This is a genomic window from Streptomyces sp. NPDC087428 (assembly GCF_044744085.1).
Taxonomy (GTDB): Bacteria; Actinomycetota; Actinomycetes; order Streptomycetales; family Streptomycetaceae; genus Streptomyces.
Genome location: NZ_JBIUXR010000019.1, coordinates 1 through 21,876, shown reverse-complemented (window position 1 = coordinate 21,876; position 21,876 = coordinate 1). Strand labels below are relative to the sequence as shown.

The 21,876-nt window shown below is 72.6% G+C and carries 19 protein-coding genes; 5 read left to right on the top strand and 14 right to left on the bottom strand.

Features of this window, described 5'->3' with window-relative positions; translation table 11 throughout:
• Positions 1-60: 60 nt before the first annotated feature.
• Both ACIO3R_RS33280 and ACIO3R_RS33275 read right to left on the bottom strand, forming a co-directional pair.
• Positions 61-687, bottom strand: coding sequence for an NUDIX domain-containing protein (locus ACIO3R_RS33280; RefSeq protein ID WP_385036526.1), 627 nt, complete (start codon positions 685-687; stop codon positions 61-63).
• An 88-nt stretch (positions 688-775) separates the two neighbouring features.
• Positions 776-2,449 carry a CTP synthase gene (locus ACIO3R_RS33275; protein WP_402110761.1) on the bottom strand — a complete coding sequence of 558 codons (1,674 nt, stop codon included), beginning with the start codon at positions 2,447-2,449 and terminating at the stop codon, positions 776-778.
• A 408-nt stretch (positions 2,450-2,857) separates the two neighbouring features.
• Here ACIO3R_RS33275 and ACIO3R_RS33270 point away from each other — a divergent pair, with 408 nt between their 5' ends.
• Positions 2,858-4,660, top strand: a complete 1,803-nt coding sequence (locus ACIO3R_RS33270) for a glycoside hydrolase family 15 protein (RefSeq protein ID WP_385036531.1) — start codon at positions 2,858-2,860, stop codon at positions 4,658-4,660.
• Between the two features lie 79 nt (positions 4,661-4,739).
• Here the strand turns inward: ACIO3R_RS33270 and ACIO3R_RS33265 are convergent, their stop codons facing one another.
• Positions 4,740-5,582 carry a sulfurtransferase gene (locus ACIO3R_RS33265; RefSeq protein ID WP_402110760.1) on the bottom strand — a complete coding sequence of 281 codons (843 nt, stop codon included), beginning with the start codon at positions 5,580-5,582 and terminating at the stop codon, positions 4,740-4,742.
• Positions 5,583-5,798: 216 nt separating this feature from the next.
• Between ACIO3R_RS33265 and ACIO3R_RS33260 the strand changes: the two genes are divergently transcribed.
• Entirely contained in the window at positions 5,799-7,424 is a 1,626-nt protein-coding gene (locus ACIO3R_RS33260) for a PucR family transcriptional regulator (protein WP_385036523.1), read from the top strand.
• An 18-nt stretch (positions 7,425-7,442) separates the two neighbouring features.
• On the opposite strand, the gene ACIO3R_RS33255 is transcribed toward ACIO3R_RS33260, so the two are convergent.
• From ACIO3R_RS33255 to ACIO3R_RS33235, 5 genes are all read right to left on the bottom strand, one after another.
• A complete protein-coding gene (locus ACIO3R_RS33255; protein ID WP_385036522.1) occupies positions 7,443-8,540 on the bottom strand; it encodes a glycosyltransferase family 4 protein in 1,098 nt (365 codons plus the stop codon).
• 268 nt (positions 8,541-8,808) lie between these two features.
• Entirely contained in the window at positions 8,809-10,554 is a 1,746-nt protein-coding gene (gene recN, locus ACIO3R_RS33250; RefSeq protein ID WP_385345530.1) for a DNA repair protein RecN, read from the bottom strand.
• A 96-nt stretch (positions 10,555-10,650) separates the two neighbouring features.
• Positions 10,651-11,556: an NAD kinase gene (locus tag ACIO3R_RS33245; protein WP_123468978.1), complete on the bottom strand. Its 906-nt coding sequence runs from the start codon at positions 11,554-11,556 to the stop codon at positions 10,651-10,653.
• Complete coding sequence (locus ACIO3R_RS33240; RefSeq protein ID WP_363025479.1) at positions 11,553-12,368, bottom strand: TlyA family RNA methyltransferase; 816 nt, start codon at positions 12,366-12,368, stop codon at positions 11,553-11,555. Before ACIO3R_RS33240 ends, ACIO3R_RS33245 begins: the two co-directional genes overlap by 4 nt.
• Positions 12,369-12,375: 7 nt before the next feature.
• Positions 12,376-12,729 (bottom strand): hypothetical protein, encoded by a 354-nt coding sequence (locus ACIO3R_RS33235; RefSeq protein ID WP_402110873.1) that lies wholly within the window; start codon positions 12,727-12,729, stop codon positions 12,376-12,378.
• A 55-nt stretch (positions 12,730-12,784) separates the two neighbouring features.
• Between ACIO3R_RS33235 and ACIO3R_RS33230 the strand changes: the two genes are divergently transcribed.
• Positions 12,785-13,132 (top strand): SCP2 sterol-binding domain-containing protein, encoded by a 348-nt coding sequence (locus tag ACIO3R_RS33230; RefSeq protein WP_385345533.1) that lies wholly within the window; start codon positions 12,785-12,787, stop codon positions 13,130-13,132.
• A 102-nt stretch (positions 13,133-13,234) separates the two neighbouring features.
• Here ACIO3R_RS33230 and ACIO3R_RS33225 read toward each other — a convergent pair whose 3' ends face one another.
• From ACIO3R_RS33225 to ACIO3R_RS33210, 4 genes are all read right to left on the bottom strand, one after another.
• Complete coding sequence (locus ACIO3R_RS33225) at positions 13,235-14,035, bottom strand: ABC transporter ATP-binding protein (RefSeq protein ID WP_401286114.1); 801 nt, start codon at positions 14,033-14,035, stop codon at positions 13,235-13,237.
• 134 nt (positions 14,036-14,169) lie between these two features.
• Positions 14,170-15,159, bottom strand: a complete 990-nt coding sequence (locus ACIO3R_RS33220) for a FecCD family ABC transporter permease (protein WP_402110872.1) — start codon at positions 15,157-15,159, stop codon at positions 14,170-14,172.
• Between the two features lie 170 nt (positions 15,160-15,329).
• On the bottom strand, positions 15,330-16,391 hold the full coding sequence (locus ACIO3R_RS33215; protein ID WP_385345538.1) for a FecCD family ABC transporter permease: 1,062 nt from the start codon (positions 16,389-16,391) through the stop codon (positions 15,330-15,332).
• 15 nt (positions 16,392-16,406) lie between these two features.
• Complete coding sequence (locus ACIO3R_RS33210) at positions 16,407-17,147, bottom strand: FMN-dependent NADH-azoreductase (protein WP_402110757.1); 741 nt, start codon at positions 17,145-17,147, stop codon at positions 16,407-16,409.
• Between the two features lie 74 nt (positions 17,148-17,221).
• Here ACIO3R_RS33210 and ACIO3R_RS33205 point away from each other — a divergent pair, with 74 nt between their 5' ends.
• On the top strand, positions 17,222-18,103 hold the full coding sequence (locus ACIO3R_RS33205; protein ID WP_402110755.1) for a sigma-70 family RNA polymerase sigma factor: 882 nt from the start codon (positions 17,222-17,224) through the stop codon (positions 18,101-18,103).
• A gap of 97 nt (positions 18,104-18,200) precedes the next feature.
• Here ACIO3R_RS33205 and ACIO3R_RS33200 read toward each other — a convergent pair whose 3' ends face one another.
• On the bottom strand, positions 18,201-19,229 hold the full coding sequence (locus ACIO3R_RS33200) for an HAD-IIA family hydrolase (protein ID WP_402110753.1): 1,029 nt from the start codon (positions 19,227-19,229) through the stop codon (positions 18,201-18,203).
• Positions 19,230-19,301: 72 nt separating this feature from the next.
• On the opposite strand from ACIO3R_RS33200, the gene ACIO3R_RS33195 reads away from it, so the two are divergent.
• Complete coding sequence (locus ACIO3R_RS33195) at positions 19,302-20,579, top strand: DUF1015 domain-containing protein (protein WP_402110751.1); 1,278 nt, start codon at positions 19,302-19,304, stop codon at positions 20,577-20,579.
• Positions 20,580-20,643: 64 nt separating this feature from the next.
• Here the strand turns inward: ACIO3R_RS33195 and ACIO3R_RS33190 are convergent, their stop codons facing one another.
• Positions 20,644-21,420, bottom strand: a complete 777-nt coding sequence (locus ACIO3R_RS33190; RefSeq protein ID WP_385042021.1) for a tetratricopeptide repeat protein — start codon at positions 21,418-21,420, stop codon at positions 20,644-20,646.
• Positions 21,421-21,876 lie beyond the last annotated feature (456 nt).

The window sequence follows — 21,876 nt, the reverse complement described above, 5'->3', positions numbered from 1 at the left end:
GGCAGCGCGGCGGCTGCCCCGGATTCCGGACGGCCCGTCAGACCCCCGTCAGACCCCCGGTCAGGCCTCGAACGGCCGGGCGGGCCAGGGCGCCTCCGCGGGCCGCAGCGATTCGACCCCGTCGCCCGCGAGCACCGCGGCGAGCGACAGCACGCCCACCACCAGGCAGTTGTTGTGCAGGTCCCCGGCGAGCACACCCCGTACGAGGTCCTGGAGCGGCACCCGGGCCAGCTCCATGTCGGCCTCCTCCTCGGAGACCTCGAACCGTTCGCCGTCCGCCTCGGAGATGTTCCGGGCGAGGAAGATCCGTACGGCTTCGTCGCAGCCGCCCGGCGTGGTGTAGACGTCGGTCAGCACCCGCCAGTCCTCGGCCTTGACGTACGCCTCCTCGTAGAGCTCGCGCTGCGCGGCGTGCAGCGGGTTCTCGCCGGGGATGTCGAGCAGTCCGGCCGGGATCTCCCACAGCTTGTGGCGCACCGGGTGGCGGTACTGGCGCAGCACCAGGACGCGGTCCTCGGCGTCGAGTGCGAGCACGGCGACCGAGCCAGGGTGGACCTGGTAGTCGCGGCGCACGACCGTACCGTCCGGCATGGCGACGTCATCGGTGCGAACGCTGGTCTTGTTGCCCCGGAAAGGAGTCTCGGTCGCGGTGACCGGCCACTCCTCGGGCGTGTCCTGGAAACGCATCTACGTCCTCCCACAAAAAACAGTGACCGGGGTACCCGTCCTCGAAGGACGCGTACCCCGGTCAACCGTAACGCCTGCGGGGGCGCCGTTACTTGCCCGGCGTTCCTTCGGCCCCGGCACCCGTCCTGCGCGCGACGGCCGCCTTCACCAGACCCGCGAACAGCGGGTGCGGGCGGGTCGGGCGGGAGCGCAGCTCCGGGTGCGCCTGGGTGGCGACCAGGTAGGGGTGGACCTCGCGCGGGTACTCGACGTACTCGACGAGCTTGTTGTCCGGGGAGGTGCCGGAGAAGACCAGCCCGGCCTTCTTCTCCAGCTCGGCGCGGTAGGTGTTGTTGACCTCGTAGCGGTGGCGGTGGCGCTCCTCCACGTACGGCTGGCCGTCGTACGCCTCACGGACCAGCGAGCCCTCCGCGAGCTTCGCCGGGTAGAGGCCGAGCCGCATGGTGCCGCCCAGGTCGCCCGCGCCCTCGACGTACGCGAGCTGCTCCTCCATCGTCGAGATGACGGGGTGGGCGGTGGCGGCGTCGAACTCGGTGGAGTTGGCGTCGGGGATCTCGGCGAGGTTGCGCGCCGCCTCGATCACGATGCACTGGAGACCGAGGCAGAGGCCGAGCAGCGGCACCTTGTTCTCACGGGCGTACTGGATGGCGCCGACCTTGCCGATCACACCGCGCTCGCCGAAGCCGCCCGGGATGCAGACGGCGTCGACGTCACCGAGCTGCTTCCTGGCGCCCGCCAGGGTCTTGCAGTCGTCGGAGGCGACCCACTTGACCTTGACGCGGGCCTTGTTCGCGAAGCCGCCGGCCCGGATGGCCTCGGTGACCGAGAGGTAGGCGTCGGGCAGGTCGATGTACTTGCCGACCAGCGCGACGGTGACCTCGTGGTCGGGGTTGTGGACGCGGTCCAGCAGATCGCCCCAGGTGGTCCAGTCGACGTCCCGGAACGGCAGGTCGAGCTTGCGCACGACGTAGGCGTCCAGTCCCTCGGAGTGCAGCACCTTGGGGATGTCGTAGATCGACTTGGCGTCCGGGCAGGCCACCACGGCGGCCTCGTCGACGTCGCACATCAGCGAGATCTTGCGCTTGATCGCGGTCGGCACCTCGCGGTCGGCGCGCAGCACGATCGCGTCCGGCTGAATACCGATGTTGCGCAGCGCCGCCACCGAGTGCTGGGTCGGCTTGGTCTTGAGCTCACCGGACGGGCCGATGTAGGGCAGCAGCGAGATGTGCACGACGAAGACGTTGTCCCGGCCCACCTCGTGGCGGACCTGACGGACGGTCTCCAGGAACGGCAGCGACTCGATGTCGCCGACCGTGCCGCCGACCTCGGTGATGACGACATCGACGTCGTCGGTCGCCATGCGGCGGATGCGGTGCTTGATCTCGTTGGTGATGTGCGGGATGACCTGCACGGTGTCGCCCAGGTACTCGCCGCGCCGCTCCTTGGCGATGACCTGCGAGTACACCTGGCCGGTGGTGACGTTGGCGGAACCGTCGAGGTCCACGTCGAGGAAGCGCTCGTAGTGGCCGATGTCCAGGTCCGTCTCGGCGCCGTCGTTGGTGACGAACACCTCGCCGTGCTGGAAGGGGTTCATCGTGCCCGGGTCGACGTTCAGATAGGGGTCGAGCTTCTGCATGGTGACCCGAAGGCCGCGCGCCTTGAGCAGGGCGCCGAGGCTGGAGGCAGTCAGACCCTTGCCGAGGGAAGAGGCGACACCCCCGGTGACGAAGATGTGCTTGGTCGTCGTGGATGTGGGCTGCATAGCCAAAGGGGGCTCCCGTGGTCGCGATCGTGAGGTGCGTTCCGGCGTTGCCGTCCGGAGATTTCCGGAGGCGCCGTCGCTGCGGTTCGGGGGCCTCGTCTGCTGTCGCCAGACGACCACCGGTCCACGGGCTACCAGGGTATCAGCGACGAAGGGAGCCTGCTTCCGGCCACTCCCGGCACAGTCGCCACACACGATCACCGCATGTCTTTCACGCCACACCCGTTCGGCTCATCTCTCTTCCCAAGACCGTCGCGCGGATCACCCAGGTGCGTCGTATCCTGCTCGCACACTCGCCCAGGGCGAGGTATGAGCTTGCACATTCCCCCACTTCAACCCCTAGCAACGACCTCTTGACCCGCAGTAAGCGCCCTACGGGGCGACATGGCCGTTCGACTGGAGATGCACGTGGCCGGGCGCATCGAGGATTACGCACTCATCGGAGACATGCAGACCGCAGCCCTGGTCTGCCGGGACGGTACAGCTGACTGGCTGTGCCTGCCCCGCTTCGATTCACACGCCGTGTTCGCGGGACTTCTGGGTACCGAGGAACATGGCTTCTGGCGCCTGGGGCCGGCTCGCGCCGAGGGCGCGGAACCGCCCTCCGCGGACCGCCGCCGGTACCGCGGTGACTCACTGATCCTTGAATCGGAGTGGGACACACCGCGCGGCACGGTCAGGGTGACCGATTTCATGCCGCCGCGTGACGGCGCACCGCAGCTGATCCGGATCGTGGAGGGGGTCAGCGGCCGGGTGCCGATGCGCTCGGAGCTACGTATGCGGTTCAGCTACGGGCGGGTCACACCGTGGGTGCACAAGGTGGACGGCCGCACGGTCGCCGTCGCGGGCCCCGACTCGGTCTGGCTGGACACCGCGGCCGAGACCTTCGGCGAGAACCTGACGACGTACTCGGACTTCACCGTCGCCCCCGGTGACCGGATCGCGTTCACCATCAGCTGGCAGCCCTCGCACCGCGAACCGCCCGCGCTCCCGGACCCGGAGGGTTCACTGGAGGCGACCGCGGACTTCTGGCGCGAGTGGGTCGCCCAGTGCACGTACCACGGGCCCTACCGGGAGGCGGTGGTCCGCTCGCTGATCACCCTGAAGGCCCTGACGTACGCGCCGACCGGGGGCATCGTCGCCGCGCCCACCACGTCCCTGCCCGAGGACATCGGCGGCTCCCGCAACTGGGATTACCGCTACACCTGGCTGCGTGACGCCGCGATCACGCTCTCCTCGCTGCTGCGCACCGGCTACCGCGAGGAGGCCCGTGCCTGGCGCGAGTGGCTGCTGCGGGCGGTCGCGGGCGACCCGGAGAACCTGCAGATCATGTACGGGATCGCCGGGGAGCGGGAGCTGGGCGAGGCCGAGCTGGAGTGGCTGCCGGGTTACGAGGGCTCCGGACCGGTCCGGGTCGGCAACGGCGCCGCGGGCCAGCTCCAGCTGGATGTGTACGGCGAGGTCACCGAGGCCCTGCACCTCGCGCACATGACGGGGCTGACCCGTAACGACTACGCCACCGGCCTCCAGCTCAAGCTGATCGAGTACCTGGAGAAGCACTGGGAGGAACCGGACGAGGGCATCTGGGAGGTGCGCGGGCCGCGCCGGCACTTCGTGCACTCCAAGGTGATGGCCTGGGTGGCCGTCGACCGGACGATCAAGCTGATCGAGGCCGGGGACGCGGAAGGGCCACTGGAGAAGTGGCGCGACCTGCGCGACGACATCCACCGTGACGTCTGCGAACGCGGGTACGACAAGGAGCGCAACACCTTCACCCAGTCCTACGGGTCGAAGGAGCTGGACGCCTCCCTGCTGCTGATCCCCCAGATGGGCTTCCTGCCGCCCGACGACAAGCGGGTCATCGGCACGATCGAGGCGATCCAGCGGGAGCTGTCCACCGAGGACGGCTTCGTGCTCCGCTACCCCACCACCGGCGAGAACGCCGGTGTGGACGGGCTGGAGGGCGACGAGGGCGCGTTCCTGGCGTGCTCGTTCTGGCTGGCGGACGACCTGGCGATGATCGGCCGGGTCGACGAGGCCCGCCAGCTCTTCGAACGGCTGCTGTCCCTGCGCAACGACCTGGGCCTGCTGGCCGAGGAGTGGGACTCGCGGCTCCAGCGCCAGGTGGGGAACTTCCCGCAGGCGTTCAGCCATGTGCCGCTGATCGACACGGCACTGCGGCTGACGGCGAGCGGGGCGTACGTGGGGTGACGGCGTCGCCGCGGTGTGCCGGAGGGCGCACCGCGGCGGGTCCGGGGTGCCGGAGGGGATCACACCCTGTCGGGCGCTCTTACTGTCCCGTCACCACGGGGCGCAGCCCGGAGGGCAGCCCCCACTCGCTCCAGGAGCCGTCGTACACCGCCGTCTCGCGGTATCCGGCCAGCTCCGCCCCCAGCGCCAGGACGCAGGCGGTGACGCCGGAACCGCAGCTGAAGTACAGGCGCTTCCGGTCGCCCGCCAGGGCGGCGAACGCGGCCCGCAGTTCGGCCGCCGACCGCATCCGGCCCTCGCGCTGGATCTCGCCGAACGGCAGACCGACCGCCCCCGGCATATGGCCGCCGCGCAGCCCCGCCCGCGGTTCGGGTGCCGTACCGAGAAACCGTTCCCTGGACCTGGCGTCGAACACGGCGGCCGCCGGGTCTGCCAGCGCCCGCGCCACCTCGTGGGCGCCGACCACCAGCCCCGCACGCGGCGCGGCCGTGAAGTCACCGCGCTCCGCGGCGGCCGCGGGCGCACCGCTCTCCAGCGGCAGCCCCGCGCCCGCCCAGCCGGGCAGACCGCCGTCGAGCACGGCCACCCGGTCGAAGCCCGTCGCCCGGAGCATCCACCAGGCGCGGGGGCTGGAGTAGACCCCCGCCCCGTCGTAGACGACGACGGTGTCACCGGTGCGCAGGCCCAGGGAGCGCAGCTCCTCGGTGAACCGGGCGGGCTCCGGCATCGCGTGGGGCAGCGGGACCGCGTGGTCGCTGAGCGCACCATCGATGTCGAAGGGCCGCGCGCCCGGAATCCGCCGCCCGGCGCCCCGGTGCGCGCCGACCGAGGCGTCGAGCACCAGCAGACCGGGCGCGCCCAGCCGCTCGGCGAGCCAGTCGGTGCCGACCAGCGGGCCCGGAAGCCGTACGTCCTCGTGCATTGTTCCCCCACTCCCCCCGGGCGGGCCGGAGCGCCCGCACCCCACAGAATTTTCAAGATCGCAGCGGCCCCGGCCGCTGTCAACAGCGGTCCGTCGGGCCGGCGCGGCGGCCGCGGGCCGCGCCGCCCCGGCGCCGCCGACGGCGCCCCGGGCCGGTACCTTCCTGATCAGGGCGTCCGCCCGATACGACCCGACCGAAGCGCGAGGCCAGAGCCAGTGGAGACCCAAGGCGGCATCACCGTTCAGCGGGCCCTCGAACTGCCGGGGCTGCGCAGCGGACTCCCCGAGGTGGTGTCCGGCGCCGACCGGCTCAGCCGGACGGTGCGCTGGGTGCACGCGGGCGAGGTCCCCAACATCGCCTCGCTGCTCAAGGGCGGCGAGCTGCTCCTCACCACCGGTATGGGGCTCGGCAGCCGCCCCGCAGAGCAGCGCGCGTTCGTCCGCCGGCTCGCCGACCGCGGCATCGCCGCCCTGGTGGTGGAGCTCGGTCCGCGTTTCAGCAGGCTGCCCGCCTCGATAGTGGACGCCGCCCGCGCCGCCGGGCTGCCGCTGGTCCAGCTGCACCGCGAGGTGCCGTTCGTGACGGTGACCGAGGAGGTCCACACCGAGATCGTCAACGGTCACTACGCGCTCCTCCAGCAGGCCGAGGAGGTCCACCGGCGCTGCACCCAGGCGCTGCTCGGCGGTGGCGGGGTGCCGCAGGTGCTGGGCATCCTGGCGGACTTCACGGCCAATCCGGTGTTCCTGGAGACGGCCGACGGCCAGTTGCTGTACGCGGCGGGCCCCGAGTCCGGGCCGGTATCCGCCGATCCGCTCCAGGTCTGGGACGGGATGCGCGGCGGCCGGGCGGCCCGTGAGTCGCCGCCCGTCGGCGCGGTGCTGGCGGATGTGCCGGGCGGCGGCCCGGGGACCGGTTCGGTACGGGCCCGGCTGGTCCTGCTGGCCGTGGACGGTCCGCTGGTGACCGTGCACCGGATGGCGGCGGAGCGCGCGGCGGGCCTGCTGGCCGTGGTGCTGATGCAGGCCCGCCAGGAGGAGGAACTCGCCGCGCGCGGGCGCGGTGACTTCCTGACGGATCTGGCGGAGGGCCGGATCGCACCCGAGGACGCGCCGGCCCAGGCCCGGGTGCTGGGCTTCAAACCGGGCGAGATGCCGCTGCTGCCCGTGGTGATGCGGCTGGCCCCCGAGCTGTCCCCGTCCGGCAACTGGGCGCTGCTGGCCCGTGCGGTCCTGGAGGAGCTGTCCGCTGTGGGGGTGCCGGTGCTGCTCGGGGTGCGGCCGGTGGAGGGCAGGGTGCCGCTGCTGCTGGCGCTGCGGACCGACACGGAGCGCACGGCGGTGGCCGACCGGGTCGCCGCGGCGCTGCGGGCCGGGGTCGAGCGGGCCGGTCTGGAACGGGCGGGCTCCCACCCCCCGGTCGTCGTGGTCGGGGTGGCGGGCAGCTGGGCGACGGCCGGTGCCGGGCTCCGGCACGCGGCGGAGACGGCCACGGCGGCACAGGGGCTCAGCGACCGGCCCTGGTACGACGCCCGGCGCCTCGATATCGACCTGCTGCTCTGGCGGCTGCGGGACCACCCGGATCTGGCGGCGTTCGTCGAGCGGGCGATCGGCCCGCTGCGCGATCACGACCGCACCTCGCGTCCGCCGCTGCTGCCGACGCTGGAGACCTACCTCGCCCATGCGGGCCGCAAGGCGGAAACGGCGCGCGAGCTGCATCTGAACCGTCAGACGCTGTACAACCGGCTCGCCCGTATCGGTGAACTTCTCGGCACCGATCTGGACGACCCGCAGGCGGTGCTGGCCCTGAGCCTGGCGCTGCGCGCCCGCCGCCACGCGTCGTAGCGGCCGCCCGCACCCGGCTCAGCGGTTCCGGGCCACCGCCAACGGCTGCACCAACTCGTCGTACACGCTCAGCACTTGGGCGATCGTGTCGTCCTCGGTCGGCCAGCTCGCCGCCTGCGCGAGACCCGCGGCGGCCAGCCGGTCCCGCTCCGCCGGATCGCCGAGCAGCCGGGCCACGGCTCGGGCGAGCGCCTCCGCGTTCCCGTACGGCACGAGTTCCGCGGCGTCACCCACGAGTTCGGGCACCCCGCCGACCGCGGTGGCGACCAGCGGCACGCCGATCCGCAGCGCGTCCTGGGCCACCAGCGAGCGGGCCTCCCAGCGGCTGGGCAGCACGACCAGATCGGCGGCGGCCAGCAGTTCGGTGGCATCGGTCCGGCCGCCGATCAGCGCGACGGGCAGGTCCTCGGCCTTGATCCGGCGCTGCAGAGCCGCCCGTTCGCGCCCCTCCCCCGCGATGACCAGCAGGGGCACGGTGTCGAGCCGCCGCCAGGCGCGCGCCGCGTCGAGCAGCGCGCCGAACCCGTGCTGCGGCACCAGGCTGCCGACCGCCATGATCAGCGGCCGCTCCACCGCGCCGAGTTCGGCCCGTGTCTTGCCGTCGGGCAGCACGGCGGGGATCCGCGGTGGGGTCGTGGCGACGGGCGCGAGCCGGGCGTCGCGCGCCCCACGCCGCCGGGCCCGGTCGACCAGGTCCGACGAGGCGCCGAGCACAACGGCCGCCGCGCGGGCGGCCCTTCGCTCCAGCAGGTGCAGCAGCCGGCGGCGTGCGCCCTCGGCGTGGGACCGGGTGTGCCAGGTGACGACCAGCGGGACGCGGCGTCCGCCGAGCGCCAGAGCGGCCCGTACGGCGGCGTGCGGTCCGTGCGCGTGGACCACGTCGGCGCCGGCGCAGGCAGCGCGCAGCGCGGCGACGGCGGCGGGATCGGTGCGCCTCGGTACCGGCGCGAAGTGCGCCCCCGTCGCGGAGAAATCGTAGGTGCGGTCCAGTCCGGCGGGCGCGCAGACCGTGACCTGCACGCCTCTCGCGACCAGTCCGGCGGCCAGCGAGCCGACATGGGCGCTGCTTCCCGGACTGCCTCCGCCCAGCACTTGGACCGTACGCAGCTGTGACACGTTGAATGGCTCCCGGGGCTGCCGAGTCGGCGGTGTGTACACGGCCAAGGATGCCAGTCCGTACGCACGTTCCGGCACGGCAGGACCGTAACTCCGGTGCGCAACGCAACAAACCGGGCGTGGCGCACCACTCGCACGGGTGAAGATCACGGGGCGCCGCCCCGTGGGACCAGCACCCCCGGAACGCCCCGCCGGGCCCGGACGCCACGGGGCGGACAACCCCGTACCGGCCCTGAGGGCTGTCCCGCGATTCCTGGCGGGGCAGCCCTCAGCCGTCCGCCCGTGCCGTGGCGAGCAGTTCCTCCGCGTGGGCGCGGGCCGTCTCGGAGTCCTCCTGGCCCGCGAGCATCCGGGACAGCTCCCGTACCCGCTCCTCGCCCTCCAGGACGGTGACACCGCTCCTGGTCACCGAGCCGTCCACGGTCTTCTCGACCAGCAGCTGGCGGTCGGCGAACGCGGCGACCTGGGGCAGGTGGGTGACGACCACGACCTGGGCGGACTTCGCGAGCTTCGCCAGCCGCCGCCCGACCTCGACGGCGGCCTTGCCGCCGACGCCCGCGTCGACCTCGTCGAAGAGGTAGGTGGGTACGGGGTCGGAGCCCGCGAAGACCACCTCGACGGCGAGCATCACCCGGGACAGCTCACCGCCCGAGGCGCCCTTGGCGATCGGGCGGGGCTGGGCGCCGGGGTGCGGGGCCAGCAGCAGTTCGACCTCGTCGGCGCCGGACGGCCCGTAGGCCACGCTGCGTCCGCCGATGTCGATGCCGGACGCCTCGTCGGCCGCCTCGGTCTGCCGGATGTCGAAGGAGACCCGGGCGTGCGGCATGGCGAGGGAGGCGAGTTCCGCGGTGACCGCCTCGGCGAAGAGGGCCGCCGCCGCCGTACGGGCGTCGGTCAGCGCCTGTCCGAGTCCGGAGAGTTCGGCGCGCAGCGCGTCCCGTTCCGCGGTCAGTTCGCCGATCCGGTCGTCGTCGCTCTCCAGCTCCGTGAGGCGCGCGGCCCCCGCCTCCGCCCAGGCCAGTACGGCGCTGATGTCCTCGCCGTACTTGCGGGTGAGTCCGGTGAGCGCGGCGCGCCGCTCCTCGACCGCGGCGAGCCGCAGCGGGTCGGAGTCCAGCTGGTCGGCGTAGCCCGCGAGTTCGCCCGCGACGTCGGAGAGCAGGATAGAGATCTCGCCGACCCGGTCCGCCAGCGCGGCGAGCGCCGGGTCGTGGGACCGGACCCCTTCCAGCGCCTGCCCGGCCGCCGCCACGACGGTCGCCCCGTCGACCGCCTCCTGGTCCTCCGGGTTGCCGGCCAGCGCGGTGTGCGCGAGGGCTGCGGCGGAGGCGAGGGCGTCGGCGTGGCCGAGCCGCTGGGCCTCGGCGGCCAGCTCGGTGTCCTCACCGGGCAGCGGTTCGATCGCGGCGACCTCGTTCAGCCCGAAGCGCAGCAGGTCGGCTTCCTGGGCGCGTTCGCGGGCGCGCGTCGTCAGCTCGTCGAGTTCACCGGCGACCTCGCGCAGCCGCCGGTAGGCCGCCGCGTACGTGGTGTGCGGTGTGGCGACACCGTCGCCCGCGTACCGGTCGAGGGCCTGCCGCTGCCGGGCCGGCTTGAGCAGTCCCTGCTGGTCGGTCTGGCCGTGCACGGCGACGAGTTCGTCGGCGAGTTCGGCCAGCACGCCCACCGGGACGGATCTGCCGCCCAGATGTGCGCGCGAGCGCCCCTCCGCCGAAACGGTACGGCTGATCAGCAGCGCGCCGTCCTCGATCTCGGCCCCGGCCTCCTCGGCCCGCAGCGCCGCCGCGTCGCCCTCGGACACCGTGATCCGGCCCTCGACGACCGCGGCCTTCGCGCCGATCCGCACGAGGGCGGGGTCGGCGCGTCCGCCGAGCAGCAGCCCCAGGCTGGTGACGACCATGGTCTTGCCCGCGCCGGTCTCACCGGTCACGGCGGTGAAACCGGGTGACAGCTCCACCACCGCGTCGTCGATGACTCCGAGCGACCGTATCCGCATCTCCTCCAACACGGACATGACCATACGAGGTTTCGTGGCCCCCGCGCACACGGGCTGCGGCCGGGACACCGGATCGGGTGGGTACCAAGGACTCCCCGGGTGCCCCGTCAGGGGTCAGTGCGGGGCGCCCCGCCACCCCGACACCGGCAGGGCGAACTTGGCCACCAGCCGGTCCGTGAAGGACGCCTGGTGCAGCCGGGCCAGCCGTACGGGCACCGCGCCGCGCCGCACCTCGACCCGTGCTCCGGCGGGCAGCTCGACGGTCCTGCGCCCGTCGCACCACAGCACCCCGTGCGGGGTGTGCGGCTGGACCTCGACGGCGAGCACCGACGTGGGCGACGTCACCAGCGGCTTGGCGAACAGCGCGTGGGCGCTGATCGGGACCATCAACAGCGCCTCGACCTCGGGCCAGACGACGGGTCCGCCGGCCGAGAAGGCGTACGCGGTCGAGCCGGTCGGCGTCGCGCACACGATGCCGTCGCAGCCGAACCCGGTCACCGGGCGGCCGTCGATCTCCAGCACGACCTCCAGCATCCGCTCGGGCGACACCTTCTGCACGGCTGCCTCGTTGAGTGCCCAGTCGGTGTGGACGACGGTGCCGTTGCTGTGCACGACGACATCGATCGTCATGCGTTCCTCAACGGTGTACGCCCGGGTGACGACCCGGTCGACGACCTTGTCCAGATCGTCGCGCTCCGCCTCCGCGAGGAAGCCCACCCGGCCCAGGTTGACGCCGAGCATCGGCACCCCGGAGGCGCGCGAGAGCTCCGCGCCGCGCAGCAGTGTCCCGTCCCCGCCGAGCACGATCAGGAGTTCGCAGCCGTTCACCGCCTCGGGGGTGGCATCGGTGACCGTCTCGACGGACGGTGGCAGCGGCAGGTCGGCCGCCTCGGTCGCCAGCACCCGTACGCCCAGGCCGTTGCGGAGCAGGCCCTGGACCACGAGCTCGGCGCTGCGGATCGCGGCCGGCCGGCCGGTGTGTGCCAGAAGAAAGACTGTTCGTGCCGTATTCGTCGTCAACGAGGCCCCTCCGCCACTGCACGGTCGACATCCGCGGGATCCAGCTCCGGTGCTCCGGCCCGCAGCCACAGAAAGTACTCGACATTTCCCGAGGGTCCGGGCAACGGGCTCGCCGTCACGCCCCGGACCCCCAGACCGAGCGCCCAGGCCCGGCGCGCGACCTCGCGCACGGCTTCGGCCCGCAGTTCGGGACTGCGCACCACTCCGCCGCTGCCGAGCCGCTCCTTGCCCACCTCGAACTGCGGCTTGACCATGAGGACCAGGTCCGCGTCGGGGGCGGCGCAGCGCGCCAGCGCGGGCATGACGAGCCCCAGCGGGATGAACGACAGGTCGCCCACCACCAGGTCGACCGCCTCGCCGTCGATCGCCTCCGGCGTCAGCTCCCGTACGTTGGTGCGGTCCTTGACGGTGACGCGGTCATCGGACTGGAGCGACCAGGCGAGCTGCCCGTAGCCGACGTCCACGGCGACGACGTGTGCCGCTCCGGCCCGCAGCAGCACATCGGTGAATCCACCGGTGGACGCCCCGGCGTCCAGCGCGCGCCGTCCCTCCACCTCCAGTCCGAGGGGTACGAAGGCGGCGAGGGCGCCCGCCAGCTTGTGGCCGCCCCGTGAGACGTACTCGGGGTCGCTGTCGTCCTTGGTGACGACGACGGCGGCGCTCGTCTCGACCTGGGTGGCCGGTTTGGTCGCGGTGCTGCCGCCGACGGTCACCCGTCCTGCGGCGATCAGCTGGCTGGCATGCTCGCGTGAGCGGGCGAGCTTTCTGCGTACCAGCTCGGCGTCGAGGCGGCGACGGGCCACTCCTGCCACGTTCGGTTCAGCTCCTGTTGTCGTACGAGTTGTGGTGCGAGTCGTTGTACGAGTTGGTGTCCGGGGGCACCGGTGCGGGTGCCGGGGCGGGTACGGGCCCGGCGTCCAGGCCGGTCAGCGCGTCGCGCAGTCCGCGGTGTACATCTTCGTACACCTCGATGTGGCCGTCCGCCGGGAGGCGGTCGGCGTCGGCGAGACGCTCCAGTCCCGCGTCCACCCCGGCGTTGCCGGTGGGCGTGCGGACGACACCGAGGGGCCCCGGGGCCGCCGGGTCGTGCGCGGCCGCCCCGGGCGGCTCCTGCGGCGCGTCCTGCGGGATCTCCCCGGGCGCGGTTCCGGCGGCCGTCCCCGGCCCCGGCATCGAGTCGCTCATGCGGGAAACGCTACCCCGACGGGCTGCGGTACCGTCGATCACGATGGCGACCATGGCGGAGTGCCGCAGCGCACTCGACAGACTTTCGGACAACCTCGCGGGGGCCGACGGCGACGTGCGCAGCGCGGCGTCCCTCGACCGTTCGCTGAGCTGCCACATCAAGGACCTCGACATCACGTTCACCGGCCGGCTGGCCGGCGGCCGGATCCAGGTCCTGGACACGGTAGAGGGGCCGCCTCCGCGGCGGGCGGAGATACGTCTCGCGATGACCGGGGACGATCTGGTGGCCCTGGTGAACGGCGAGCTGAACTTCGCCAAGGCGTGGGGCTCGGGCCGGGTACGCCTGGAGGCCGGCTTCCGCGACCTCCTGAAACTCAGGTCCCTCCTGTAGCCCTGTCCCTGCCGGTCCCGTCCCGCAGAGGTCGCATCGAGCCCGTCCGGCGATCGAGGACGAAGCGTGGGCGCAGGGCTCCCGCACCGCACAGGGCCCCTCCTACGCCGACGCGGCCCGTGCGACCCGCGCGGCCGGCACCACCAGCGGTGTCCCCGTCTCCGGATCGGAGATCACCTGGCACCGCAGCCCGAACACCCGCTCCACCAGTTCCGCGGTGACGATCTCCCCGGGCGGGCCCTCCGCGACGATCTCGCCCTCCCGCATCGCGACGAGGTGCGTGGCGTACCGCGCGGCGTGATTCAGATCGTGCAGGACGGCCACCAGCGTGCGCCCCTGCGTCTCGTGCAGCTCGGCGCACAGGTCGAGCACGTCGATCTGGTGCTGGATGTCCAGGTAGGTCGTCGGCTCGTCCAGGAGCAGCAGCGGCGTCTGCTGTGCGAGCGCCATCGCGATCCAGACGCGCTGCCGCTGACCGCCGGACAATTCATCGACATAGCGATCACCGAGTTCACCGACGCCGGTCGACGCCATCGATTCCTCGACAATGCGTTCGTCCTCGGGCGACCACTGCCGCAGCAGCCCCTGGTGCGGATAGCGGCCTCTGGCCACCAGATCCGCCACGGTGATGCCGTCCGGCGCGATCGAGGACTGGGGCAGCAGCCCCAGCGTCCTGGCGACCTTCTTCGCGGGCATCCGGTGAATCGCCTGCCCGTCCAGCAGCACCTGGCCGCGGCTCGGCCTGAGCATCCGGGAGAGCGCCCGCAGCAAGGTCGACTTGCCACAGGCGTTGGGGCCGACGATCACGGTGAACGAGTGGTCGGGTATCTCGACCGAGAGGTTCTCCGCGATGACCCGCTGGTCGTAGCCGAGGGTCACCGAGTCCGCGGTGAGGCGCTGCATGGTCGTACTCCGTGAGTCGGTCGGGGGGCTGGTGAGGGGCTGGGCGGCGGGCGGGGGTTTCACGCGGCCGGTGGCGCCGGCAGCACCAGCGGCGTCGACGGAAGCGGAAGCGGAAGCGGAAGCGGAAGCGTTCTTCATATGCGCCCCGCCTTCCGCTCGGACACCAGCAGCCACAGCAGATAGCAGCCGCCGAGCACTCCGGTCACCACGCCGACGGGCAGTTGCCGGTCGCCGAAGGCGTCGAGCGCGACCCAGTCGGCGACGAGCAGCAGGGCGGCGCCCATGAAGGTCGAGGCCATCAGGTTGGGGCCGGTCGAGCGGGTCAGCCGGCGGGCCAGCTGCGGGGCGCTGAGCGAGACGAACGCGATCGGCCCGGCGGCGGCCGTGGCGACGGCGACGAGCAGCACGGCGGAGCCCATCAGGACGAGCCGGGTACGTTCGACCCGTACACCGAGCGCGTACGCGGCGTCGTCGCCCATCTCCATCACCCGCAGCGCCGGCCCGTGCGCGAACACCAGCGGCAGCAGGACGCCGCAGACCGCGAGCAGCGGCCAGACCTGCGCCCAGTCCCGTCCGTCCAGGGAGCCGGTCATCCAGACGACGGCCCGGGTGGCGTCCACGAGGTTGGCCTTGGTGATCAGGTACTGGGTCACGGCGGTCAGCATGGCGGCGGCGCCGATCCCGACCAGGACGAGCCGGAAGCCGTGCACCCCGCGCTTCCACGCCAGCAGGTAGACGGCGACGCCGGTCAGCAGGCCACCGGCCACCGCCCCGCCCGCGACCGCCGTCGCCCCGCCCTGGAACAGCACGATCACGGTCAGCGCGCCCACCGTCGCGCCCTGGCCGAAGCCCAGCACATCGGGGCTGCCGAGCGGGTTGCGCGACACGGTCTGGAAGACGGCCCCGCCGGCACCGAGCGCCGCGCCCACGAGGAGCCCGACCAGGACCCGCGGCAGCCGCAGGTCCGTGACGATGAACTCCTGCTGGAAGGTGCCGTGTCCGAAGAGCGTGGTGACGACCTCGCCCGGGGTCATGGTGAAGTCGCCGCTGCCGATGAGGACGACTCCGGCCCCCGCCACCACGGCGGCGAGCAGCAGAATCACCAGGGACGCCCGGACGTTCATCCGGAACGAGTACCCGCCGGCCGTCCGCACGGCCCGCACCGACCGGGCCGTACCGGCCCTCCCCGTCGCCTCTGCCGTCCCCGTCGCCCGCGCCGTCTCCTTCGTGTGCGCCGTCTCCTTCGTGTGCGCCGTCTCCTTCGTGTGCGCCGTCTCCTTCGTGTGCGTGGCCCTCACAGCTGGGACATCCTCTTGCGTCGGACGAGGTGGATGAAGACCGGCCCGCCGATCAGCGCGGTGACGATACCGACCTGGAGTTCGGAGGGGCGGGCGACGACCCGGCCCACCACGTCCGCGCCGAGCAGCAGCACCGGGGAGAGCACGGCCGCGTACGGGAGGATCCACCGCATGTCGGGACCCGTGATCACCCGCACCAGGTGCGGGATCATCAGCCCGATGAAGACGATCGGTCCGCACGCGGCGGTGGCCGCCCCGCACAGCAGGGTGACGGCGAGCATGGCGAGGACCCGGGTTCTGGTCAGATGGGCGCCCAGCGCCCGTGCCGTGTCGTCGCCCATCTCCAGGGCGTTGAGCGGACGGGCGATGAGCAGGGTCAGCACGACGCCGATCGCGATGAACGGCCACACCTTGCCGACCGTCTCGGTGTTCGCGGAGGCCAGCGAGCCGACGGTCCAGAACCGCAGCCGGTCCAGCGCCGCCGAATCCAGCAGCTGTACGGCGTTGACGTACCCGTACAGCGCCGCGGTGACCGCGGTCCCGGCGAGCGCGAGCCGTACCGGAGTGGCGGACCGGCTGCCCCCGAGCAGGTACACGGCCACCGACACGATCGCGGCACCGGCGAAGGCGAACCAGACGTACCCGGTCAGTGAGGTGACACCGAAGAAGCTGATGGCGGAGACGACCGCCGCGGACGCCCCCGCGTTGACACCCAGCAGTCCGGGCTCGGCCAGCGGGTTACGGGTCAGCGCCTGCATCACGGCCCCGGCGAGGCCGAGCGCGCTGCCGACGATCAGCCCGAGAACGGTCCGGGGAATCCGTACCTTCCGTACGAGGACGTCGTCGCCGCTCCCCGCGTAGTGGAACAGCCCGTGCCAGACGTCGGCGAGGGGCAGGGCCTTGGCTCCGATCCCGATACTCGCCAGGCACACCAGCACCAGGAGCACCAGGGCCGCCAGGAGCCCTGCGGCTCGTACCGCATGGCGCCCAGGGGGCGCGGGCTTGTCCGGCGCGGCTGTCGGGCCTGCACTCGGTTCCGGGGGACTCTCAACGAACACGCCGGTTAGGTTAGCCTACCCTGCTGTGGCCTCGATCCGGCCGCCCGCGCCCGCGCTCCGGCCGTCCGCGGACTCCCCGCCGGACGCCGCCACGGTCACCTCCGCCCGCGCCGCGGCCAGCGAACTCGCCGCCAACGGCCGGAACCGGGCCAGGCCGGGCACCAGCTCCGCCATGGTCATCTCGGCGTTGACGAAACGCAGGTCCTCCGGCGCCACCCCCTTCTCACCGAAGTACGCCCGCAGGTAGGGCGTCTGGAAGTCCCAGCCCTCCCGGGGGGTTCCCGGGCCGTAGGCACCGCCCCGCGGGCTGATCACCACGACCTTCGTCCCCCGGAGCAGGCCCTCCCCCGTGTCCGGGTCGGTGAGGGCGCCGGGGAAGCCCACCCGGTCGATCCACGCCTTCAGCGCGGCGGAGACCGAGAAGTTGTACATGGGGGCACCGACCAGCAGGGTGTCCGCCGCCAGCAGTTCGGTGATCAGCGGCCGGGTCAGCGACCACTCCCGCTTCTCGGCCTCGCTCCGGGTCAGCGCGTCCACTCCGTCCGGTGGGACGAGGCCGGTCCGCTCCGCCCTGCGGCCGAGCGAGCAGTAGGCGGTTCCCAGCGGTGGCACCGGGTCGGCGGCCAGGTCCCGGTACCGGTATCCGGCCGGACCGTGCGCGGTCCGCCAGGTGCGGGCGAACAGTGCGGTCAGCTGCCTGCTGACCGACTCGTCGGAGCGATTGGCACCGGAATCCAGATGCAGCAAGGACGTCATCGGCTCTCCCTGTCACTTCAGCTACGTTGCGTTCGTCAGGAGGGGTGACGGATCAGGACGGAGAAAGGTGACCGGTGGACGAGCGCGAGGCACTGGCGGAACGCTTCGAGGCACAGCGCGGTCTGCTGCGCGCGGTTGCCCACCGGATGCTCGGCTCACTGGACGAGGCCGAGGACGCCGTCCAGGAGACCTGGCTCCGCCTCTGCCGGGTCGACGCCGGCGAGGTGGACAACCTGGCCGGCTGGCTGCGGACCGTGGTGACCCGCATCTGCCTGGACATGCTGCGTACCCGCAGATCGCGGAGGGAGGACCTGGCCGGGCAGGAGGTTCTCGACCAGGTCGCGAAGTCCGCCCAGGGAAGCCCGCCGGAGGACGAGGCGCTGCTGGCCGACTCGGTGAGCCGCGCCCTGCTCGTGGTGCTGGACACGCTGGAACCCGTCGAGCGGATCGCGTTCGTGCTGCACGACATGTTCGCCGTGCCGTTCAGTGAGATCGCGCCCGTCGTGGAACGCACGCCGGTCGCCACGAAGAAGATCGCCAGCCGTGCCCGCCACAAGGTACGGGGCACGCCCGCGGTCCCGGCGGCCGAGCTCGCCCGGCACCGTCAGGTCGTCTCGGCGTTCCTCGCCGCCGCGCGGGCCGGTGACCTCACCGCGGTCCTCGCGGTACTGGCTCCCGATGTGGTGCGCCGCGCCGACCCCGTCGCGGTACCGCCGGGCGGCACGGCCGAGGCCCGCGGCGCGCGAGCCGTCGCGGAGGGGACGGCCGCGCTGGCGCACCGGTCACGACTGGCCGAACTGGCGCTGGTCAACGGCATGGTGGGAGTCGTCGTGGCCCCGCGCGGCCGCCTGCTGTTCGCGCTCACCTTCACCATCGAGGGCGACAGGATCACCGAGTACGACGTGATCGCCGACCCCGCACGCCTCCGGCGGCTCGACCTCGCCGTCCTCGGCTGACCTCCGACCGGACGCCCGGCCGGACCACGGAGAGGATCACCGACCGGACGGTGCCGGCGGGGCCACCGGCCGGACGGTGCCGACCGGATCGCCGCCGCTACAGCCCGAGCCTGGCCACGGCCCTCCCCGCGTCCAGCCCGCACGACCCTTCGCCGGCCTGGGACCACGCCGCCCCGCACAGGGCCCGCAGGCCGTCGAGCGCCTCCCCCTCGCCCTCCAGCACGAGCTGTTCGCCCCGGACGGACGCCGTCCAGCCGCCGCACCGGAAGCCCTCGCCCGCCTGCGTCACCTCGGGCTGCCCCGTCAGCAGTCCGCGCAGATCGGCGTCCACATAGGTCGGCCGGTGCTCCGGCTTCGCGGCCACCAGCTGCACCGCGTCCGTCACCCCGGTCAGCACCAGCAGCGAGTCCACGCCACCGTTGAACGCCCCCTCAATGTCCGTGTCGAGCCGGTCCCCGACCACCAACGGCCGCTCCGCGCCGGTCCGCAGCACCGTCTCCCTGTGCATCGGCGGCAGCGGCTTCCCGGCCACCTGGGGTTCGGCCCCGGTCGCGATCCGTACGACCTCCACGGCCGCCCCGTTGCCGGGCGCGATTCCCCGGGCGCTCGGAATGGTCAGATCCGTGTTGGACGCGAACCACGGCAACCCGCGATTGACCGCGTAGGCCGCCTCGGCGAACCGGCCCCACGCCATGTCGGGCCCGCCGTATCCCTGCGCGACCGCCACCGGTTCGTCGTCCGCCGACTCCACGGGCCGCAGGCCGCGTTCACGCAGCGCCACCCGTAGCCCCTCGCCGCCGACCACCAACACCCGCGCCCCGGCCGGGAACTGATCGGCGATCAGCCGAGCCACGGCCTGCGCCGAAGTGATCACGTCGGCGGCCTCGGCCGGCACTCCCAGCTCGGTCAGATGCTCCGCCACCGCATCCGGCGTCCGCAGCGCGTTGTTGGTCACGTACGCCAGGTGCATTCCACCGTCCCGCGCCGTGCCGAGCGCCTCGACCGCATGGTCGATCGCCTGCCCGCCCGCGTACACCACCCCGTCGAGATCGAGCAGAGCCGTGTCGTACGCCTCACTCAACGCGGTACTGATCCCGCTCGGCCTGGTCCTGCTCGCCTGGCTCATATCCTGCGCTCCTCATTGCCTGCTTCTCCCCCCGATCATCGCGCATCCCCGAACCGCACATACGATGCAGAAATGAATTCACGAGGCCCTGCGGACCAGGGACTGCACCTGATTCCGTTCCGTGGACTGCGCTACGTCCCCGAGCTGGTCGGCAGCCTCGCCGCGGTGACCTCGCCCCCGTACGACGTCGTCGTACGGCCCGACGGGCTGCTCCACCTGGAATCGGCGGATCCGTACAACATCGTGCGCCTGATCCTCCCGCAGGCCGACACCGCGTCCGCCCGCCACGAACAGGCCGCGGCCACGCTCAACCGCTGGCTCGCCGAGGGGATCCTCGCCCCCGATCCCGAGCCCGCGTTCTACGTGTACGAGCAGAGCAACGACGAGATCCTCCAGCGTGGCGTCATCGGCGCGCTGGCCCTCTCCGGCCCCGCCGACGGCGTCGTGCTCCCGCACGAGGAGGTGATGGCCGATGTCGTCGAGGACCGTGCCGACCTGATGCGGACCACCGAGGCCCACCTCGAACCGCTGCTGCTGACCTATCGCAGCGACGCCGACGCCACCGGGGCAACCGCCGTCATCGAGCGGACGATCCACCGCCCTCCGCTGTTCTCCACCACCACGGAGGACGGTTTCAGCCACCGGCTCTGGGCGATCACCGACACCGCCGAACAGTCGGTGCTGGAGACGGATCTGGCCCGTCACCAGGCCCTGATCGCCGACGGCCACCACCGCTGGGCCACCTATCTCAGGCTTCAGCGGGAACACTCCGTCCCCGGTGCCTGGGACTTCGGTCTGGTCCTCCTGGTCGACACGGCCCGGTACCCGCTCCGGGTCCGGTCCATCCACCGGCTGCTGCACGGGCTGCCCGTCGCCGACGCGCTCGCCGCGCTGACCGGTCTCTTCCGCATCCGCGACATCGAGGGGCCGCTCCCCCGGGCCCTGGACGCCCTGGCGGGGGCAGCCGCCGAGAGCAACGCCTTCCTGCTCGCGGGCGACGGCGGTTTCCATCTGGTCGACCGCCCCGACGAGGCCCTGCTGACCCGCACCGTCCGGGCCGACCGCCCGGCCGCCTGGCGCACCCTCGACGCCACGGTCCTGCACTCGGCACTGCTCGACCACGTCTGGGAGATCCCGGACGATCCGGCGCACATCGCGTACATCCACGACACCGCGGCCGCCGTCGAACAGGCCGAGCGCCACAACGCCACGGCGGTACTGATGCATCCCGTACGCGAGGAAGTCGTCCGGGACCTGGCCCGGCAGGGCGTCACCATGCCACGCAAGTCGACCTCCTTCGGCCCCAAACCGGCCACGGGCCTGGTCCTGCGCAGCCTGCTCCTCGACTGATCCTGCCCCCGGACACACAGAAGAGGGCGGCACCCCGGGTGGGGTGCCGCCCTCTTCTTGTGCGTTACGCCTTGACCGGACCGTCCTCGTCGTCGTCCTCGTCGTCGAGGTCGTCGTCATCGAGGTCGTCCGCGGCGGCTACCACCGGCGCCTCGGCGTCATCCGCCGTGTCCGTGGCGGCCGGGGCGGGGGCGGAAACGGGTGCGCCGTCCTCGTCATCGTCACCGAGGACATCGACGAACTCGACACCGTCCAGCTCGGCAAGCCGGTCCGACGCGTCGGTGGAGCCGTCCTTGTCGGCCTCCAGGGCCTTCCCGAACCACTCACGCGCCTCGTCCTCGCGCCCTGCGGCCAGCAGCGCGTCCGCGTACGCGTAGCGCAGTCGCGGCGTCCACGGGTGGACGGCGCTGGAGGCCAGCTCGGAACTCTGCAGGGTCACGATGGCGGCGTCGATCTGCCCCATGTCCCGGCGGGCGCCGGCAGCGACCAGACGCATCTCGACCTGTCCGGCCTTGTCCAGCTTCTGCACCTCGGGCTCGCCGGCCATGGCCATCGCCCGCTCGGGCCGGCCGAGTCCGCGCTCGCAGTCGGCCATGACCGGCCACAGCTCCACGGAACCGGTCATCCGACGGGACGCCCGGAACTCCGCCAGCGCCTCCGCGTACTTCTGCGTCGCGTAGGCGGCAAAGCCCGCTGCCTCGCGTACGGCGGCGACCCGGGAGGCCAGCCGCAGGGCGATGCGCGAGTACGCGTACGCCTGCTCGGGGTCCTCGTCGAGCAGCCGGGCCACCATGACCAGGTTCCTGGCGACATCCTCGGCGAGGGTCTTGGGCAGGCTCATCAGCTCCTGCCGGACATCCTTGTCGATCTCGTGGCCGGTGACCTCGTCGGGGATGGGAAGCCGCTTGATCGGCTCGCGCTCACGCTCGTCCCGACGCTCGTACCCACCACGGTCACCCCGGTCGTCGCGGCCGCGGTAGCCACCCCGGTCGCCGTCGTCACGCCGACCGCGGAAACCACCGGAGGCACCGCCCCGGCTGTCGTCACGGCGGAAACCGCCACCGGAGGAGCCAGAACCACCACGGTCGTCACGACGGAACCCACCACTGGACGAGCCGGAGCTGCCACGGTTGTCGTCGCGGCGGAAGCCGCCACCGGAGGAGCCGGAGCCGCCACGGTTGTCATCACGGCGGAAGCCACCGCCGGTGCTGCCGCCACGGTTGTCGTCGTCACGACGCGGGCCACGCGGCCGGTCGTCACGCCGCTCGAACCCACCACCGGAACGCGCACCACGGTC

What these genes read in the sequence shown, in the direction of transcription:
- ACIO3R_RS33265 (WP_402110760.1), bottom strand. Translation starts at nt 5,582, where the DNA reads ATGCACGAGGACGTACGGCTTCCGGGCCCGCTGGTCGGCACCGACTGG.
- recN (WP_385345530.1), bottom strand. Translation starts at nt 10,554, where the DNA reads ATGTCCGTGTTGGAGGAGATGCGGATACGGTCGCTCGGAGTCATCGAC.
- ACIO3R_RS33280 (WP_385036526.1), bottom strand. Translation starts at nt 687, where the DNA reads ATGCGTTTCCAGGACACGCCCGAGGAGTGGCCGGTCACCGCGACCGAG.
- ACIO3R_RS33275 (WP_402110761.1), bottom strand. Translation starts at nt 2,449, where the DNA reads ATGCAGCCCACATCCACGACGACCAAGCACATCTTCGTCACCGGGGGT.
- ACIO3R_RS33230 (WP_385345533.1), top strand. Translation starts at nt 12,785, where the DNA reads ATGGCGACCATGGCGGAGTGCCGCAGCGCACTCGACAGACTTTCGGAC.
- ACIO3R_RS33225 (WP_401286114.1), bottom strand. Translation starts at nt 14,035, where the DNA reads ATGCAGCGCCTCACCGCGGACTCGGTGACCCTCGGCTACGACCAGCGG.
- ACIO3R_RS33190 (WP_385042021.1), bottom strand. Translation starts at nt 21,420, where the DNA reads ATGAGCCTGCCCAAGACCCTCGCCGAGGATGTCGCCAGGAACCTGGTC.
- ACIO3R_RS33235 (WP_402110873.1), bottom strand. Translation starts at nt 12,729, where the DNA reads ATGCCGGGGCCGGGGACGGCCGCCGGAACCGCGCCCGGGGAGATCCCG.
- ACIO3R_RS33220 (WP_402110872.1), bottom strand. Translation starts at nt 15,159, where the DNA reads ATGAACGTCCGGGCGTCCCTGGTGATTCTGCTGCTCGCCGCCGTGGTG.
- ACIO3R_RS33210 (WP_402110757.1), bottom strand. Translation starts at nt 17,147, where the DNA reads ATGACGTCCTTGCTGCATCTGGATTCCGGTGCCAATCGCTCCGACGAG.
- ACIO3R_RS33195 (WP_402110751.1), top strand. Translation starts at nt 19,302, where the DNA reads ATGAATTCACGAGGCCCTGCGGACCAGGGACTGCACCTGATTCCGTTC.
- ACIO3R_RS33200 (WP_402110753.1), bottom strand. Translation starts at nt 19,229, where the DNA reads ATGAGCCAGGCGAGCAGGACCAGGCCGAGCGGGATCAGTACCGCGTTG.